Source organism: Gemmatimonadaceae bacterium (assembly GCA_019752115.1).
Taxonomy (GTDB): Bacteria; Gemmatimonadota; Gemmatimonadetes; order Gemmatimonadales; family Gemmatimonadaceae; genus Gemmatimonas.
Genome location: JAIEMN010000008.1, coordinates 62,867 through 77,273 on the forward strand (window position 1 = coordinate 62,867; position 14,407 = coordinate 77,273).

18 protein-coding genes are annotated in these 14,407 nt (G+C 67.5%); 1 reads left to right on the forward strand and 17 read right to left on the reverse strand.

All coding sequences use genetic code 11. From position 1 onward, the window contains the following. Complete coding sequence (kdsB, locus tag K2R93_04145; GenBank protein ID MBY0489009.1) at positions 1–762, reverse strand: 3-deoxy-manno-octulosonate cytidylyltransferase; 762 nt, start codon at positions 760–762, stop codon at positions 1–3. A gap of 108 nt (positions 763–870) precedes the next feature. Between kdsB and K2R93_04150 the strand changes: the two genes are divergently transcribed. Continuing rightward, a complete protein-coding gene (locus K2R93_04150; GenBank protein ID MBY0489010.1) occupies positions 871–1,848 on the forward strand; it encodes a TerC family protein in 978 nt (325 codons plus the stop codon). 18 nt (positions 1,849–1,866) lie between these two features. Here K2R93_04150 and K2R93_04155 read toward each other — a convergent pair whose 3' ends face one another. The 16 genes from K2R93_04155 to ndk form a co-directional block, all read right to left on the reverse strand. Continuing rightward, positions 1,867–2,454: an aminodeoxychorismate/anthranilate synthase component II gene (locus tag K2R93_04155; GenBank protein ID MBY0489011.1), complete on the reverse strand. Its 588-nt coding sequence runs from the start codon at positions 2,452–2,454 to the stop codon at positions 1,867–1,869. A gap of 13 nt (positions 2,455–2,467) precedes the next feature. Next, positions 2,468–3,427: a site-specific tyrosine recombinase XerD gene (gene xerD, locus K2R93_04160; protein MBY0489012.1), complete on the reverse strand. Its 960-nt coding sequence runs from the start codon at positions 3,425–3,427 to the stop codon at positions 2,468–2,470. Beyond that, the gene (locus tag K2R93_04165) at positions 3,394–3,888 is read right to left on the reverse strand and encodes a VTT domain-containing protein (protein ID MBY0489013.1); all 495 of its coding nucleotides are present in this window, start codon (positions 3,886–3,888) and stop codon (positions 3,394–3,396) included. The genes xerD and K2R93_04165 overlap by 34 nt, the downstream gene beginning before the upstream one ends. Before the next feature lie 107 nt (positions 3,889–3,995). Then, positions 3,996–4,469 (reverse strand): 2-C-methyl-D-erythritol 2,4-cyclodiphosphate synthase, encoded by a 474-nt coding sequence (ispF, locus tag K2R93_04170; GenBank protein MBY0489014.1) that lies wholly within the window; start codon positions 4,467–4,469, stop codon positions 3,996–3,998. Between the two features lie 14 nt (positions 4,470–4,483). Next, the gene (gene mqnC / locus K2R93_04175) at positions 4,484–5,521 is read right to left on the reverse strand and encodes a dehypoxanthine futalosine cyclase (protein MBY0489015.1); all 1,038 of its coding nucleotides are present in this window, start codon (positions 5,519–5,521) and stop codon (positions 4,484–4,486) included. Between the two features lie 11 nt (positions 5,522–5,532). Next, the gene (locus K2R93_04180) at positions 5,533–6,381 is read right to left on the reverse strand and encodes a menaquinone biosynthesis protein (GenBank protein MBY0489016.1); all 849 of its coding nucleotides are present in this window, start codon (positions 6,379–6,381) and stop codon (positions 5,533–5,535) included. A 16-nt stretch (positions 6,382–6,397) separates the two neighbouring features. Beyond that, complete coding sequence (locus K2R93_04185) at positions 6,398–7,588, reverse strand: CofH family radical SAM protein (protein MBY0489017.1); 1,191 nt, start codon at positions 7,586–7,588, stop codon at positions 6,398–6,400. A gap of 78 nt (positions 7,589–7,666) precedes the next feature. Next, positions 7,667–8,914 (reverse strand): beta-ketoacyl-ACP synthase II, encoded by a 1,248-nt coding sequence (fabF, locus tag K2R93_04190; protein ID MBY0489018.1) that lies wholly within the window; start codon positions 8,912–8,914, stop codon positions 7,667–7,669. Then, positions 8,911–9,150 (reverse strand): acyl carrier protein, encoded by a 240-nt coding sequence (locus K2R93_04195; protein ID MBY0489019.1) that lies wholly within the window; start codon positions 9,148–9,150, stop codon positions 8,911–8,913. Before K2R93_04195 ends, fabF begins: the two co-directional genes overlap by 4 nt. A 136-nt stretch (positions 9,151–9,286) precedes the next feature. Next, positions 9,287–10,057 (reverse strand): 3-oxoacyl-[acyl-carrier-protein] reductase, encoded by a 771-nt coding sequence (fabG, locus tag K2R93_04200; protein MBY0489020.1) that lies wholly within the window; start codon positions 10,055–10,057, stop codon positions 9,287–9,289. A 7-nt stretch (positions 10,058–10,064) separates the two neighbouring features. Continuing rightward, positions 10,065–11,015, reverse strand: a complete 951-nt coding sequence (gene fabD / locus K2R93_04205; protein MBY0489021.1) for an ACP S-malonyltransferase — start codon at positions 11,013–11,015, stop codon at positions 10,065–10,067. Positions 11,016–11,050: 35 nt separating this feature from the next. Beyond that, positions 11,051–12,049: a ketoacyl-ACP synthase III gene (locus K2R93_04210; protein MBY0489022.1), complete on the reverse strand. Its 999-nt coding sequence runs from the start codon at positions 12,047–12,049 to the stop codon at positions 11,051–11,053. Next, entirely contained in the window at positions 12,046–13,098 is a 1,053-nt protein-coding gene (gene plsX / locus K2R93_04215; GenBank protein MBY0489023.1) for a phosphate acyltransferase PlsX, read from the reverse strand. Before plsX ends, K2R93_04210 begins: the two co-directional genes overlap by 4 nt. A 2-nt stretch (positions 13,099–13,100) precedes the next feature. Beyond that, the gene (rpmF, locus tag K2R93_04220) at positions 13,101–13,283 is read right to left on the reverse strand and encodes a 50S ribosomal protein L32 (GenBank protein ID MBY0489024.1); all 183 of its coding nucleotides are present in this window, start codon (positions 13,281–13,283) and stop codon (positions 13,101–13,103) included. Between the two features lie 37 nt (positions 13,284–13,320). Further along, positions 13,321–13,830: a DUF177 domain-containing protein gene (locus K2R93_04225; protein MBY0489025.1), complete on the reverse strand. Its 510-nt coding sequence runs from the start codon at positions 13,828–13,830 to the stop codon at positions 13,321–13,323. Positions 13,831–13,957: 127 nt separating this feature from the next. Next, positions 13,958–14,380, reverse strand: coding sequence for a nucleoside-diphosphate kinase (gene ndk / locus K2R93_04230; protein MBY0489026.1), 423 nt, complete (start codon positions 14,378–14,380; stop codon positions 13,958–13,960). Between the last annotated feature and the right edge of the window lie 27 nt (positions 14,381–14,407).

Sequence of the window (14,407 nt, forward strand, 5' to 3'; positions counted from 1 at the left end):
TCATGAGTGCAGTCCCGGTTCAGTGGAGGCCCAGCGGGCGTTGGCGCGCACGAGGTCGTCTTCGGTGTCGATACCGCCGTCGGCGTGCGGAACATCCGCCACGCCGATGGCCAATCCATGAGCGAGCGGCCGCAACTGCTCCAGCCGTTCGATGAGTTCGAGGTGATGCGGGGCCCAGCTCACCCACTGCTGGAGTGCGGTGCGGGTGTAGGCATAGACGCCGATGTGCTGACGGACGAGCGGGTCGCGCACCGAGGCATCGGCGGCTTCGCGCAGGTACGGTATGGGCGCTCGCGAAAAGTAGAGGGCGCGGCCCTCATCCGTGCGGACGACTTTCACCACGTCGGGCCGGGTAAGGACGTCTGGCGGCGCGGGCACGGCGGCGGTGCCGATGGGGGCCCGGCCGCTGGTCACGATCTCGACCGCCCCGCGGAGCGCCTCCGCCGACACGAAGGGTTCATCTCCCTGCACGTTGAGCAGCACGTCATAGCCGGCATAGGCTGGGTGGGCGGCCACTTCGGCCACCCGATCCGTCCCGCTGGGATGATTCGTGCTGGTGAGGACGACGGGGATCCCGTGCGTCGCGCAGGCGGCCCGCACCTCGTCGTGGTCGGTGGCCACCACCACGGCGTCGGCCACCTGCAGTGCCAGGACGCGCTGATAGACTCGGACCACGAGCGGTTCGCCCCCGAGGAGGCGAAGCGGCTTGCGGGGAAGCCGTGTCGCGCCGAGGCGCGCCGGGATCACCGCCAGGACTGGCATTGGCCGGTCGAAAGGGGCGTGGTTGCAGCAAAATTCACGCCAATTAAGATACCCGGTTCGGCGGCTGAAGGCAAACAGGTCGCACGTCGTCACTTCCAACGCTTCGGCATGCCCACATCGTGGTGGATCGGCTTCAACGCCCTGGTCCTGTTCCTGCTGGCGCTCGACCTCGGGGTGTTCAACCGAAAGGCGCACGCCGTGTCGGTTCGGGAAGCCCTGTCGTGGAGTGCCGTGTGGGTGACGCTGGCCATCGGCTTTGGCGGCTGGATCGGCCTCGAGATGGGGCGGGCGTCGATGCTGGAGTTCTACGCCGGCTATCTCGTCGAACAGGCGCTGTCGGTCGACAACCTGTTCGTCTTCATCCTCATCTTCGGCTATTTCCGCATCGCGCCGGAACTACAGCATCGGGTGCTGTTCTGGGGCATCCTCGGCGCGCTGCTGATGCGCGGCGCGATGATCGGCGCCGGCGCCGTGCTGATCGAGCGGTTCCACGCGATCATCTACGTCTTCGGCGCGTTCCTCGTCTACACCGGCATCAAGATGGCGTTCGGTGGAGACAGCGAGATCGAACCCGAGGCGAACCCGGTCATCAAGTTCGTGCGCAAGGTCCTGCCCGTCACGGCCCAGTTTCACGGCGAGCGCTTCTTCATTCGTGAGGCGGGCCCTGGCGGCGTCATGCGTCGCACCGCCACGCCGCTCTTCGTGGTCCTGATGCTCGTCGAGACCACCGATGTCGTGTTCGCGCTCGACTCGATTCCGGCAATCTTCGGGGTCACGCGCAATCCCTTTCTGGTCTACACGTCCAACGTATTCGCCATTCTCGGGCTGCGGTCGATGTACTTCGTGCTCGCCAGCGTGATCGGCAAGTTCCACCTGCTCAAGTACGGCCTGTCGGTCGTGCTGGCGTTCGTGGGCGTGAAGATGCTGCTGTCGGAGACGTACCCGATCAGCATTGGCGTGTCCCTGGGCGTGGTCGCGGGCGTGCTGCTGACGAGCGTGCTCCTGTCGCTGGTGATCAAGCCCAGCGAGGAGATCGAGGAGATCGCCGAAATTGCCGAGACGTTCGTGGAGCACGATCCGAAGTAAGCGGCGCGTCGGGGCCGCTTAGCGCCGGTGCGCGCGCGCCATGGCGAGGAAGTTCACCAGCAGGTCGCGGCCGTGCTCGGTGAGGATCGATTCGGGATGAAACTGCACGCCCCAGACGGGATGGGTGCGGTGGCGCAGGGCGTGGATTTCCGAGGGGTCATCGACGGCGGTGGCGGTGACCTCGAGCTCGGCCGGCAGTGTGTCCCGCTCCACGATGAGCGAGTGGTAGCGCATCACACCGAAGGGGCTCGGCACGCCCTGGAAGAGGCCGGTCCCGTCGTGCTGCAGCTGGGACATCTTGCCGTGCATCACCCGCTTCGCGCGAGAGACGACACCACCGTACGCCTCGCCGATGGCCTGGTGGCCGAGGCACACGCCGAGCAGGGGAATCTCCGGGCCGTAGCGGCGAATCACGTCCACCGAGATGCCGGCCTCGCGCGGCGAGCACGGGCCCGGCGAGACCACGATCGCCTCCGGGCGCATGGCGCCCACGTCATCCACCGAGAGTGCGTCGTTGCGATGCACCTCGAGCGTTTCCCCCAACTCGCCGAAATACTGGACGAGGTTGTAGGTAAACGAGTCGTAGTTGTCGATGACGAGGAGCATGCGCCGTTGGGCCTCAGGAGCGCGGATGGAACTGCTTGTGGACACTCCGAAGATACTCACGATCGACGTGGGTGTAGATCTGCGTCGTCGCGATGTCGGCGTGTCCCAGCATCTCCTGCACCGCGCGCAGGTCGGCGCCGCCTTCCAGCAGATGCGTGGCGAAGGAGTGCCGCAGGGTATGGGGCGAGACGGCCTTCTCGATACCGGCCTGCTCGACGTACTTCCGCAGGATCTTCCACGCGCCCATGCGCGTGAGCGGCTTCCCCTGCCCGTTCAGGAAGAGAATGCCCTTCCCCGCGCCCTTCTCGAGCACGGGGCGCAGTTCGCGCAGGTAGACGGCCACCGCGCCGATGGCCGATCGCCCGATCGGCACCAGCCGCTCCTTGCTGCCCTTCCCGAAGACGCGCAGCAACCCCTCTTCCAGCAGCACGTCCTTCACGGCGAGCCCGATCCACTCCGAGACGCGCAGACCGGCGCCGTAGGCCAACTCGAGCATCGCGCGGTCGCGAAAGGCGAGGCGCTCCTCCAGCTGCGGTGCCGCCAGCAGGCGGGTGACCTCGTCCACGCTCAACACCTCCGGGAGCGTGCGCCACCGTTGCGGTGAATCGAGCCGCTCGGTGGGATCGGTGTGCACGAGCCCCTCGGCCACGAGGATGCGAAACCAGGTGCGCAGCGCCGAGATATTGCGCCGGATGGAGCTACCGGCGAGCCCCAGATCCTTGAGGTGGTACACGAACTCGCGCAGGCTGCCCGGCGTGATGTCCCGGGCGGTGGTGATGCCCTGCGCCCGCAGCCACGCGGCGCACCGGATCACATCGCGGCGATAGGCCTCGATGGTGCGCGGGGACGCCCCTTCTTCCAACTGCAACGCGTCCTCGAAGGCTTGCAGATGGAAGCCGCGGCGCAGCGCCTTGTCGTCGGTGTCGGCGGCGGGGGTACTCACGCGCCCCTCCGCCGCCGCCAGAGGAACCAGCCCCCGCCCATGGCGGCCAGCGCGAGGGCGACCAGCCCCACCGTTCGTTGCTGCTCGGCGATGCGGGCGAGCAAGGCATCGCTGTTCGCGCCGGCCCGAAAGGCCAGGACGCACACGAGCCCGTACCAGGCGCCTGACGCGATCGCCATGGCGATCAGGGCCCGGAGTGCCCCGATACCCAGCGCGCCCGCCACGGGGGGCACGACGGCCCGCACGGCCGGCAGAAAGCGACTGATGACCACCGCCACCATGCCCTGCGCGGCAAACTGTTCGGCGAAGCGCTCGGTGGCGCCGGCCGGGAAGAGCCGCGGTGCCCGGCGCTGCAGGAACGGGAGACCGTAGCGGTGCCCGACGCCATACATCGCCATCGCGCCCCCGATATTGCCGATCATGGTGGCGAGCCACACGCCGAAGGCGGTGCCGTTGCCGCGGGCGGCCACAAAGGCCCCCAGCGCAATCACGGTGTCCGCGGGCAGCGGCGGGAAGATGTTCTCGGCGAACGCGGCCAGCAGCAGCGTGCCGTAGAGCAGCGGATCCGGGAGACCCGTGAGCCAGTCGAGGAGATCGTTCAGCGGGGGAGAATGCTGGCGGTGGTCATCACGGCGAGGCCTTCCTCGCGCCCAATCCAGCCGAGCTGTTCGTTGGTCTTGCCCTTCACGAACACGTCTGCCGCCCCCACCTGCAACACCGTGGCCAGTCGCTCACGAATGGCCTGCCGGTGCGGGCCAATCTTGGGGCGCTGCGTGATCACCGTGATGTCCACGTTGCCCACCCGCCATCCGGCGGCGTGCAGCCGCGCCACGGCGGCCTCGAGCATCACGACCGAGTCCTTCCCCTTGTTGGCCGCATCGGTATCGGGAAACATCTCGCCGATGTCGCCCAATCCGGCCGCCCCCAGAATGGCATCGGTGACCGCATGGCAAATGGCATCGCCGTCCGAGTGGCCGGCACAGTGCCGGTCACTCGGAATGTCGATGCCGCCGAGTCGCATGGGCCCGCCCTCGCCGAACCGATGCGAGTCGTAGCCGATGCCCACCCGCATGGGGAGGGTGCCGGTCACGCGGCGACCGTCGCCGGGGCGTCGGCGATGATGGAGTAGTCCTGCCGACGCCGCGCGGGCGTGAAGCCGGCATCGATGATGAGCCGATCGAGCTCCTCCACCGTGGTGCGGTGCGTCGTGTTCGCCGCCGAGACCACGTTCTCTTCGATCATCAGCGAGCCGAAATCGTTGCAGCCGAAGCGGAGCGCCATCTGTCCGACCTTCATGCCCATGGTGACCCAGCTCGACTGCAGGTTGGGCACGTTATCGAGCACGATGCGTGAGATGGCGACGGTGCGGAGGTAGGTCACCGCGTCGGTCTTGGGCATGTGCGACAGCGTCGGCGTGTTCTCCGGCTGCAGCGGCCAGGTGATGAACGCCGTGAACCCGCCGGTGCGCGCCTGCAGATCGCGCACCCGCTGCAGATGCTCGATGCGCTCGGCGAGCGTCTCCCCGATGCCGTACATCATGGTGACCGACGTCTTCATCCCTTCCTGATGCGCGAGCTCCATGATTTCGAGCCAACGATCGGCACCCGCCTTCTTGGGGGCGACGATGTCCCGCACGCGCTGCACGAGAATCTCGCCGCCGCCGCCGGGGATGGAGTCGAGCCCTGCCGCCTTGAGTTCGCGAATGACATCACGCGCTTCCATGCGGAAGCGCGTCGCAAAGAAGTCCACCTCACTCGGCGAGAAGCCGTGGATGTGAATGGGATGGTACTTCTTGATGTAGCGCATCAGGTCGAGGTACCACTCGAACGGGATGTACGGATTGTGCCCGCCCTGAATGAGGATCTGGACGCCGCCGAGGGCTTTCGTCTCCTCGATCTTGGCGCCGATCTGCTCGAAGGAGAGCGTGTACCCTTCCCCGTTCTTCGGCCGCCGATAGAACGCGCAGAAGCCGCAGTCGGCCACGCAGACGTTCGTGTAGTTGATGTTGCGATCGACGATGTACGTCACGACCCCGTGCGGGTGCTTGGCCTGACGGACGCGATCGGCCTCCTGGCCGAGTTCCAGCAGGGGGGCATTCGTGTAGAAATCGAGCAGATCACGCATGGGAAGTCGGGCTAGGCTGCGGGAAGAAACGCAAAGTTGCCATCGGGCACACGACCGGCCGACACGAGCCGGCGGAAGAATTCGGAGAGCCCGGCGAGATGCGGATAGGACAAGCGATAATCGAGGCCTGCGAAGTACTCGACGCAGGTCTCAAACGGCACGCCACTGGCCTCGGCGGCCTGACGGGAAAGCTCGGGAATGTTGGCGAGCCCCCAGTCGCGCGAGGTGAGCAGCGAGCCGTGCACGGACAACGCCTCGCGCACCGGCGTGGTGCGCTGCGCCACCCAGACGGCAAAGACAAACGGCAGCCCGGTCCACTGCTTCCAGACCGCACCCAGATCCTCGCGCCACGGATAGCGCTCGGCCCAGAGTCCGCCCCGGTTGGCCTCATCGAACATGCGCAGGGCCGCATCGCCGATCACGAGCCGGGCGTCGTGCACGTCGGCCTCGAAGGTGCCCAGATCGGCCAGCTCGGCGTTGCCCGGCACGAACTCGGGGCGGCAGCGCCAGACGTTCTCGAAGAGCAGTTCGAGCAGCGCGACGCTCGTCATGCTGCTCGAACTCACCACGACGCGGCGCCCGCCGAGATCGCGCGGGTCGCGCTTGCTGAAGAGCACCACGCTCCGGACCGGCCCATCGCTGGTGATCCCCAGTTCGGGGAGCAGCAGGAACTGCGTCGCGTCCTTCGCGTACTCGACCGCCGACACCACGCTCACATCGAGCTCCCCGGCCGCCATCAGGCGGTTCAGGTGCGTCGGCACGCCGTCCACGAGCGTCCCTTCGAACGGGACGATGCCCCGATCGATGCCGCCGTAAACCGGATAGCAGTTGATGTAGCGAATGCGGCCGACGCGGAGCATGGGCAGTGAACGAAGGTCAGACCGTCGCGAGCGCGTCGGCCGCCGGCGCCTCGGCGCCGGTGTCCCCCTCCGGGAACTCCCGGAGGACATGGTAGAACGAATCGCGCTCGGCAGGCTGTTTCCCAGCCCCGCGGATGAGCGTGAGCAGCTGCGGCAGCGTCATCCCCTGCGGCGTGTGGGCGCCGACCGCGTGGTAGATCTTTTCGCGCACCACGGTGCCTTCGATGTCGTTCACGCCGAAGTGCAGCGCGATCTGCGACACCGGCTGGGTCACCATGATCCAGTGCGACTTGATGTGCTCGAAGTTGTCGAGATAGAGACGGCCCACGGCCAGGTTGCGCAGGTCGTCCATGCCGGTCGTGGCCGTGCCGGTACGGCCGAGCGTGGTCCCGAGTTCGTTGTCGTCGGGGTGATATGCCAGCGGGATGAACGCGAGATAGCCACCCGTTTCATCCTGCAAATCGCGGAGCATGGTGAGATGCTGCACGCGATCTTCGAAGGTCTCCACGTGGCCGTAGAGCATCGTGCAGTTGGAGCGGATGCCGAGCTGATGTGCCGTGCGATGCACGTCGATGTAGTCGGCGCCGCCCAGCTTCTTGTCGGCGATCTGCTCGCGCACTGCGGCGCTGAAGGTTTCGGCGCCGCCCCCCGGCAGCGTATCGAGGCCCGCTTCGCGCAGGGCGATCAGCACATCGGCGCGGCTCATCTTCTCGATGCGCGCGATGTGCGCGATCTCGACGGCGGTGAGCGCCTTGATGTGCACCTGGGGATGCCGCTGCTTGAGGGCGCGGAACATCTCCTGGTAGTACGCGAGCCCGGCCTGCATATCGAGGCCGCCCACGATGTGAAACTCGCGCGTGATGGTGCCATCGGCGCGATCGGACTCGGCGAGCACCTGCTCGAGCGAATAGCGGTACGCCCCCTCTTCCTTCGGCAGGCGCGCATACCCACAGAACACGCACGTCTTGCGCAGCACGCAGATGTTCGTGGGGTTGATATGCTGGTTGGCCGCGAAGGTGACGCGATCACCGTGCTTCGCGCGGTTGGCGGCATCGGCCATGGCCCCGAGCCCCAGCAGGTCGGGGGTGCGGTAGAGCGTCAGGGCGTCGGCAAACGACAATCGCTCGCCGCGGACCAGCTTTTCGCCGATGGGGCGAAGCGCCGGATCCTGCAGGCGAGCGACATCAAAGGGCACAGCGTGTGGCATCAGGACAGACCCGGGGTTCCGGCGCGACGACCTCTGGAGTGCTCCCCGTCGCGCGTCACCTCGATATATGTCCTGCAATCAGTCGCCGTGCCACCCTCTTACGGCGATGGAGACGTTGTGGCCACCAAAGCCGGAGCTGTTCGACAGGGCGACCCGCACCTGGCGCTGCTTGGGCGTATTGGGGGTGACGTCCAGATCGCACTCCGGGTCCGGCGTGCTGTAGTTGATCGTGGGCGGGATGATCTGGTCCCGGAGGGCCAGCGTGCAGGCGATGAATTCCACCCCGCCGGCGGCGCCCAGCATGTGCCCGGTGGCCGACTTGGTCGAGCTCACGGACAGCGCGCGGGCGTGGTCGCCGAAGACGGCCTTGATGCCTTTGATCTCGTTCGGATCGTTGAGGGGCGTCGAGGTGCCGTGGGCGTTGATGTAATCCACATCCGTCGGGGCGATTTTCGCGTCGCGGAGCGCGCGCTTCATGGCCCGCTGGAGCCCTTCGTGCGCGTCGGGCTGGCCGGTGAGGTGGTACGCGTCGCCGGTGGCGCCGTAGCCGATGACCTCGCCGTAGATCCGCGCGCCACGCTGGCGGGCGTGTTCGAGCTCCTCGAGCACCACCACACCGGCCCCCTCGCCCAGCACGAAGCCGTCGCGGGTGGCATCGAACGGACGCGAGGCGGTAGACGGGGAGTCATTGCGCTCCGAGAGCGCCGTCATGTTCCCGAATCCGCCAATCGCCATGGCACACACCGACGCCTCGGCGCCGCCGCAGATCATCACGTCGGCATCGCCGTACTTGATGGTGCGGAACGCCTCGCCGATGGCGTGCGCGCTGGTCGCGCACGCCGACATGGTCGCGTAGTTGGGGCCCTTGGCGCCAAAGCGCATGGAGACCACACCCGCCGCAATGTCGGCGATGTACATCGGGATGAAGAACGGCGAGATGCGCTTGTTGCCCGACGTCATGAGGACCGAGTGCTGGTCCTCCATCGTGTTCAGGCCGCCGATCCCACTGCCGATGATGACGCCGGTCTCTTCCGGGTTGTAGTTCTTCCCGTGTTCGAGACCGGCATCGGCCATGGCCTGCACCGAGGCGGCCATGGCGTACTGGGTGAACAGGTCCGCCCGCTTGGCTTCCTTGCGGTCCATGTACAGACCGACGTCGAAGCCCTTCACTTCACAGGCGAAACGGACCTTGAAGGTGCTGGCGTCGAACTTGGTAATGTCAGCGCCTCCAGACACCCCACCCAGCAAGGACTGCCAGGTCGTCGCCACGTCGTTGCCGACGGGCGTGACGGCACCCAACCCCGTGACGACGACCCGCCGCATCAACCGCCGACCTTCGCCTCGAGGTACGCGATGGCGTCGCCGACCGTGCGGAGCTTCTCGGCATCCTCATCGGGGATGTCGATGTTGAACTCCTTCTCGAACTCCATCACCAGTTCGACGATGTCGAGCGAGTCGGCGCCGAGGTCTTCGATGAAGCTCGCCTCGGGCGTGAGCTTCTCGCGCTCCACCCCGAGCTCCTTCTCGATGATGTCCTTGATCTTCGACGCGTGATCCGACATGGGAACGGTTCCTCTGAAGTTGGTAAGGGAAGATGGGGAACTTAGCCGTTGCGAGGCGCCACTGGGAGGCCCGGCGCCCATCCCGCGCCCCGCCGGGGCGGGTTGGGGGCGGACGGATCGAGCAACCCGAGGCGCTCTACATCACCAGGCCGCCGTCCACCACAAAGACCTGCCCGGTCACGTAACTGGTCAGGTCGGAAGCGAGCACAACCACCATGCTCGCGATGTCCTCGGGGGTCCCGAGGCGCTCGAGCGGAATCCCCGCACTGAGCGTGCTGCGGGCCTCCGGGGTCATCGCGGCCGTCATATCGGTCTCGATGAAGCCGGGGGCCACCACGTTGGCCAGAATGTTCCGCGAGGCCAGCTCCTTGGCGATGGACTTGGTCATGCCGATCAAGCCCGCCTTGCTGGCCGCGTAGTTCACCTGTCCCTTGTTGCCAATCAGGCCGACCACGCTGGCGATGTTGATGATGCGCCCCCACCGGCGCTTCATCATGCCGCGCGTCGCCGCCCGGCAGGTCGCAAAGGCGCCGCGCAGGTTGGCGTTGATCACGGCGTCCCAGTCGTCGTCCTTGAGGCGCATCATCAGGTTGTCGCGCGTCAGGCCGGCGTTGTTCACCAGGATGTCGAGCGCGCCGAACTCCTTCTCCACCGCCTCGACCAGCGCGGTCGCCTGCGCCACGTCGCTCACATCGGCGGCGAAGCCGCGCACGTCGGCCCCCGTGGCGGCGGCGATCTCGGCGGCGGCTTCCTGCGCCTTGGCCAGATCGCGGCCCGTCACGGCGACGCGGGCGCCTGCGTTGGCGAGCGCCGTGGCGACGGCGCGGCCGATGCCGCGCGTCGAGCCGGTGACGAGCGCCACGCGCCCGCCCAGCTGAATGGTGAGACCCTGCGAGGGCGTACTCATGTCCGTCTCAGCTCCGTGCGGCGGAAAGGTCCTGCAGCAGCTTCTCGACTTCGGCCACGGTGCCACACGAGGCGGTCTTGACGCCCGGGGCGATGCGGCGGGCGAGCCCGGTGAGCACCGCGCCGCTGCCGATCTCGAGGAAGAGGGCCTCGGGATGACGGGCTGCGAGTTCGCGCATGACGCGCGTCCACTGCACCGGGGCCGTCAGCTGCTGCACGAGCAGCGCCCTGGCGGTGGCGGCGTCGGTGATGGCCTGCGCGTTGACGTTCGCGACCACCGGCACCGACGGATCCTGCCACACCTCGGCATCGAGCGCGGTCGTGAGGCCGGCCACCGCCGGCTCCATGAGCGGCGAATGAAACGCGCCGCTCACAGGCAGCGGCAGGCACCGCTTGGCCCCGGCTTCCTTGGCGAGTTCCATCGCGCGCTCCACGCCTGCGACTTCGCCCGAGATGACCACCTGCTCTTCGCTGTTGTAGTTGGCCGGCACGACGAGCCCGCGCTCGCGGCTGGCCTGCGCGCACAGGTCGTCGATCGAGGCGGTGAGCACGCCCAGAATGGCGGCCATGGCGCCCGGTCGTGCGACCCCCTGCTCGTACATGAGCGTGCCGCGCTGGCGCACGATGCGCGCGGCGGCAGCGAGATCGAGCGTGCCCGCGCAGTGGTACGCCGAGAACTCGCCGAGCGAGTGACCGGCGGCCGCCCGCAGCTGGGGGCCGACGGCGTCGCGCACCACCGCCCACACCGCCGCGCTATGCGCGAGCAGCGCCGGCTGGGCATTCAGCGTGCGCGTGAGCTCATCGGCCGGCCCTTCGAAGGCGAGCGTCGACAGCGCGGCCCCAACGGCGTCATCGACCGTCTGAAAGGCATCACGGGCGGCGGGAAAGGCCTCGTAGAGGTCCTTGCCCATGCCGACCTTCTGAGAGCCCTGCCCGGGCAGCAGGAGGACGATTTCCATGGCGTAGCGAGTGGTGAAAACGGACCGCGTGCCGCTCAGAAGCGGACGACGGCCGAGCCCCAGGTGAACCCGGCGCCGAATGCCGCAAAGAGCACCGTCGAGCCTTCCTTCACGCGGCCCTGCTCCATCGCGTCATTGAGCGCGATGGGGACCGACGCGGCGGACGTGTTGCCGTAGCGATCGACGTTCACGAACACCTTGTCCATCGAGATCCCGGCGTGCTTGGCCGTCGCTTCGATGATCCGGATGTTCGCCTGATGCGGGATCAGCAGGTCGATGTCGGCGGCGGTCAGGCGGGCGGCGTCGAGTGCACGATCGGTGGATTCGGCCATCGAGCGTACGGCGTGCTTGAACACCTCACGCCCTGCCATGTGGATGTAGTGCTCCTTGTGCTCGAACGACTCGGGCGAGAACGGCTTGGCCCCGCCGCCGGCGGGACGCCACAGCAGCTCGGCGAGCGCGCCATCGGAGCGCATGAAGGTCGACAGAATGCCCTTCGTGCCGCCGCGCTGCGGCGTGCGACGGAGCACCGTCGCGCCGGCGCCGTCGCCGAACAGGATGCACGTGTTGCGATCGGTCCAGTCCACGATGCTGCTCAGCTTTTCGGCGCCGATCACCAGCACGGTGTCGGCCGATCCGCTGGCGATGAGCGACTCGCCCACGATGGCGCTGTAGAGCCAGCCGCTGCAGGCGGCGCCGAGATCGAACGCCGCCGCGCGCGTGCACCCCAGCGCCGTCTGCACTTCCACGGCCGTGGACGGGAGCAGATGGTCGGGGGACGCCGTGCCGAGGATGATCGTATCGATTTCGCCGGGCTGGACGCCGGCCTTGGCCATCGCCTGCCGCGCGGCCTCGGCCGAGATCGAGGTCAGCGATTCGCCTTCCCCCGCGACGTAGCGCTGCTTGATGCCGGTGCGCTCGACGATCCACTGATCGTCGGTCTCCACGCCCATCGCGGCGATGTCGTGATTGGTGACGGCGCGCTTGGGCACGGCATGGCCGGTGCCGGCGATGTAGGCAAACGGACGCTTCATGCGGCAGTCGTGCTGGAGGTCGCGGACGCCGTCGCCGAGGGCATCGATTCCGCCAGGCGGCGGCCGATTTCCTCGGTCATGCCGGATTCGTGGGCGCGCAGCGCCACGGCGATGGCGTTCTGAATGGCGCGCGGCGAGCTCTTGCCGTGCGAGATGATCGACACCCCGCGCACGCCGAGGAGCGGCGCGCCGCCATGTTCATCGGGATCGATCTGCGTCAGCTGCTTGGCGATGGCGTGCGCGTCGAGGTTCGCGACCTGCGACACCATGCCGATGATCATCGGGCCGATGCTCTCGTAGAACTTGAGCAGCACATTGCCGACGAACCCGTCGCAGACGACGACGTCGATGGTGCCGCGATCGCAGCGGCCCTTCGGGATGTCGCGCCCTTCGACGTTGCCCAGGAAATTGAGACCGGCGCTGGCCAGCCGCTGATGTGCGTCCTTGACCGCGGCATTCCCCTTCTCCGGCTCTTCGCCGATGGAGAGGAGCCCGACGGCGGGATTCTCTCGCCCGAGGAGCGCGTGCGCGTAGACGGTGCCGATCCGCGCGAACTGGACCAGCTCTTCGGCTGAGCAGTCCACGTTGGCGCCCGAGTCGAGCACGAGAACCGGCTGCCGGGCCGTCGGGAAGACGGTGCCGATGGCCGGGCGCGTGAGGCCGGGGTGCAGCTTGAGGAGCACCAGCGAGGCGGCCATCTGGGCGCCGGTGTTGCCGGCGGAGACGAAGCCCTGCGCGTGGCCTTCGGCGACGCGCTTGAGCCCTACGACCATGGAGCTATTGGTCTTGCCGCGCAGCGCGACCGACGGCTTGTCGGTCATCTCGATGACCTCGGGGGCCTCGATGATGGCGAGGCGCTCCCGGACATGACGAATCGAGGCGAGCTCGCCGCTGAACAACGCGTCGAGTTCCGCCTCGATGACGGCCGTTTGGCCGACGAGGTCGATGTGGTGCTGCGGGGGGAGCGCGGCGAGCGCCTGGAGGGCGCCGGCGATGGGGGCCCGGGGAGCGAAATCGCCCCCCATGGCATCCACGGCAATGCGCGCCAAGCTTACGCTTCCTGCGCCGTTACCCGCTGCTCACCCGCATAGTACCCGCATTCCGCGCAAACGCGGTGCGGGCGCTTGGCCGAGCCACACTGGGGGCACGACTGGATGACGATGGCGGGCGCAGCCTTGTGCGTATTGCGGGCGCGCTTCCGCCGCTTGGAGGTACGGCGCTTCGGTACGGCCATGGGACTCTGACCTGAACGTTCGGGACAAGAAGGACCGTCAGGGCTCGTCGCGCAGAGCGCGCAGCGACTCCCAACGGGGATCTGACGGCGGGGGACAGCTGCACTCCCCCGTATTGCGATCGGCACCACAGGACGGACACAGGCCCTTGCAGTCGTCCTTGCAGAGCGCAAACGCCGGCACCGCCAGCAACCACTCTTCGCGCACTACCGGACGCAGATCGAGCTCGCGTTCGTTCGCCGGAATCGGAAAGACATCGTCTTCTTCGGCTTCGTCCACTCCGGACTGGGCGAAGATCCACTGCACATCTTCCGAGACCTGCAAGGTGACGGCGGTCAGGCAGCGCCTGCACTCGCTCGTCGCCGTGCCATGGAACCGGCCGCTGAAGTAAAAGCGACCATGCCCCGCGCTGGAGAGCCGGCCGGACACGAACACCCCGGCTTCCGCCGGACGCGTGTCCTCGGCTTCCCACACCGGATCGCCGGACTCGAGCAGACCATCGACGCTCTCGGCACGGGCTTCCAGACTCCGGATGTCAAAGCACAGCATAGCCGTGAAACGTAGAGCGGCCGTCCCCGTGACACAAGGGCTCGTCCGAGTATTCTCGCGTTGGGAACATGGCTTTAAGTGGAGCCCGGACGCAGAGTTACGCCGGGCCCCACGGCAGAGCCGGAAATCAGGCGATGACGTCGGCTTCGGCGAAGAAGAAGCGCGCCTCGCGGGCGGCGTTCTCATCCGAGTCCGAGGCGTGGATCGCGTTCTTCCCCTTCGACTCGGCGTACAGCTTGCGCACCGTGCCCTCGGCGGCTTCGGCCGGGTCGGTGGCGCCGATCGCCGTGCGGAGCGACGCCACGGCGTCGTCCTTCTCGAGGATCATCGGCATGCACGGGCCGCTGGTCATGAACTCCACGAGCTCGCCGAAGAACGGGCGCGCCTTGTGGACCTCGTAGAACGCGCCCGCCTGGGCGGTCGTGAGGTGCATGACGCGCGCGGCCTTCACCTTGAAGCCCTGCTTTTCGAGCAGCGCGATGATATTGCCCGCATTGCCGGCGCCAAAGGCATCCGGCTTCACGATGGTAAGCGTATGACGACCGGCCATGGTCTGATTTGGCAAGAGGTTAGATGC

Bases quoted from the DNA above. Each gene is read 5' to 3' on its own strand.
- kdsB (MBY0489009.1), bottom strand. From the start codon at position 762: ATGCCAGTCCTGGCGGTGATCCCGGCGCGCCTCGGCGCGACACGGCTT.
- K2R93_04150 (MBY0489010.1), top strand. From the start codon at position 871: ATGCCCACATCGTGGTGGATCGGCTTCAACGCCCTGGTCCTGTTCCTG.
- K2R93_04155 (MBY0489011.1), bottom strand. From the start codon at position 2,454: ATGCTCCTCGTCATCGACAACTACGACTCGTTTACCTACAACCTCGTC.
- ispF (MBY0489014.1), bottom strand. From the start codon at position 4,469: ATGCGGGTGGGCATCGGCTACGACTCGCATCGGTTCGGCGAGGGCGGG.
- mqnC (MBY0489015.1), bottom strand. From the start codon at position 5,521: ATGCGTGATCTGCTCGATTTCTACACGAATGCCCCCCTGCTGGAACTC.
- K2R93_04180 (MBY0489016.1), bottom strand. From the start codon at position 6,381: ATGCTCCGCGTCGGCCGCATTCGCTACATCAACTGCTATCCGGTTTAC.
- K2R93_04185 (MBY0489017.1), bottom strand. From the start codon at position 7,588: ATGCCACACGCTGTGCCCTTTGATGTCGCTCGCCTGCAGGATCCGGCG.
- K2R93_04195 (MBY0489019.1), bottom strand. From the start codon at position 9,150: ATGTCGGATCACGCGTCGAAGATCAAGGACATCATCGAGAAGGAGCTC.
- fabG (MBY0489020.1), bottom strand. From the start codon at position 10,057: ATGAGTACGCCCTCGCAGGGTCTCACCATTCAGCTGGGCGGGCGCGTG.
- fabD (MBY0489021.1), bottom strand. From the start codon at position 11,015: ATGGAAATCGTCCTCCTGCTGCCCGGGCAGGGCTCTCAGAAGGTCGGC.
- K2R93_04210 (MBY0489022.1), bottom strand. From the start codon at position 12,049: ATGAAGCGTCCGTTTGCCTACATCGCCGGCACCGGCCATGCCGTGCCC.
- rpmF (MBY0489024.1), bottom strand. From the start codon at position 13,283: ATGGCCGTACCGAAGCGCCGTACCTCCAAGCGGCGGAAGCGCGCCCGC.
- K2R93_04225 (MBY0489025.1), bottom strand. From the start codon at position 13,830: ATGCTGTGCTTTGACATCCGGAGTCTGGAAGCCCGTGCCGAGAGCGTC.
- ndk (MBY0489026.1), bottom strand. From the start codon at position 14,380: ATGGCCGGTCGTCATACGCTTACCATCGTGAAGCCGGATGCCTTTGGC.